The sequence below is a fragment of the Cetobacterium sp. genome (assembly GCF_048470075.1).
Classification (GTDB): Bacteria; Fusobacteriota; Fusobacteriia; order Fusobacteriales; family Fusobacteriaceae; genus Cetobacterium_A.
In genome coordinates this window covers 1-1,525 of the sequence record NZ_DBGBQB010000353.1, presented here as the reverse complement: position 1 = coordinate 1,525, position 1,525 = coordinate 1, and the positions used below count along the sequence as shown (strand labels likewise).

Sequence of the window (1,525 nt, the reverse complement as noted above, 5' to 3'; positions counted from 1 at the left end):
GGCATTTGTTATTTTCATAACTTCTGACTATTTTCTCTATTCGGTTGTTAATGTCCTTTTCTACAATTCTTGTCGGCGGTGTTTCCCGCTGACAAAAATTATAGTATCATAAATTTTAAACTAAGTCAATAACTTTTTTTAATTTATTTTTTTATTTATAATTATCATATAAATTATCCTCAGTTTTTCTGATTAAATCATGTAATGCCTTCTGCCTCTGTAAATATTTAGCTCTTCTTTTATTTACACTTTCTCTAGTTGTATTTATTATTGGCAGTAAAAATCCAGCTATGATACCAGCTGAAAAACCATTGTTATAAAGATTTAATCCTCCATGAATAACTCCAATACTTTGTACCACCGCTATATGGAGCATTCCTGCTATCACTCCCCAGATTGGGCCATATACTCCTGCAACTGGGGCTAAAGATGTCCCAAACAACCCCGATAGAGCTATTGTAAATCCATCTGTTACGCTTCCAAATTTTCCTAAAAATACTCCAAGTAAAATTGGAGTTATATTCAATACTGTTTTTCCATAGGCTGAGAATCCAACTATTGTCAGTATTCCAGCCAATAGTGGTCCATTTAAAGTCTGTCCCAAAAGAATTGGATATAGCATAGCTACAAATCCCATTATTCCCATATTTATAAAGGTAAGCCCATAACCATATTTAACAACAAAGTCACTTTTTAGTCCTGTATCTTTAAGTAAAGTTTTATATCCTGAAAAACTTTTATTATTTATGTAAAAACCTATAAATATTAATGATATAAACACTACACTTGCAATCACCTTTAACTCTAAATCATGTTCAGTGGAAATTATTCTTTGAGGTACAACCACAAATTGATATAGTTTCAAAACAGAGGCTATTACCGCCCCTAGAATTCCACCTGTAAATCCTAAGTTATAAAGATTGAATCCCTCATGAAATCCTGCCATTTTTTTAGCTAAAGGAGTCACTATAAATCCAATCACAATTCCAAGTACAATGGCATTTATATATGCATACTCACTCAATACATGGATGTTAAATGCCACCTCACTAATAAATGGAGCAAGGGCACTTGTAAAAGATATTGTTACTAAAATATCTTTAAAGTCTATATGCTCATATTTGGAGTAAAGTATTCCTCCCACATAGAAAGGAAGTATATTCAATATATTTTTTCCAAAGAACGAAAAACCGAAGACTGTAAAAAATGATGCTATAGCTATACCATTTAGTGGTGTACCTAAAAGTCTCATTAAAGTATAGTTAAATATGAAGATTAAGAAAGCATTTAAAAATGTGGCTCCCATTCCACCTATAACTAAAAAATCAGTTATCAACACAGTTGGAGATGTTAAGATTCTAATAAATCCACTCAATACATTTTCTTTTCCTCTTAAAACAAAATAAACAAACATAGCAAAAAGTACTCCAGCCGCTATCTCTGTTAAAAGCCAAATTTTTTTACTTCTATTTCCTTTAAAATTATCCAATCTATCACCCCTTTTAATTCTCTATCAAAATTTTAA

At 31.1% G+C, this 1,525-nt stretch carries 1 protein-coding gene; it reads right to left on the bottom strand.

From position 1 onward, the window contains the following. Nucleotides 1-151 precede the first annotated feature (151 nt). The gene (locus tag ACMOUI_RS12280) at nt 152-1,489 is read right to left on the bottom strand and encodes a DUF1576 domain-containing protein (protein ID WP_418965982.1); all 1,338 of its coding nucleotides are present in this window, start codon (nt 1,487-1,489) and stop codon (nt 152-154) included. Between the last annotated feature and the right edge of the window lie 36 nt (nt 1,490-1,525).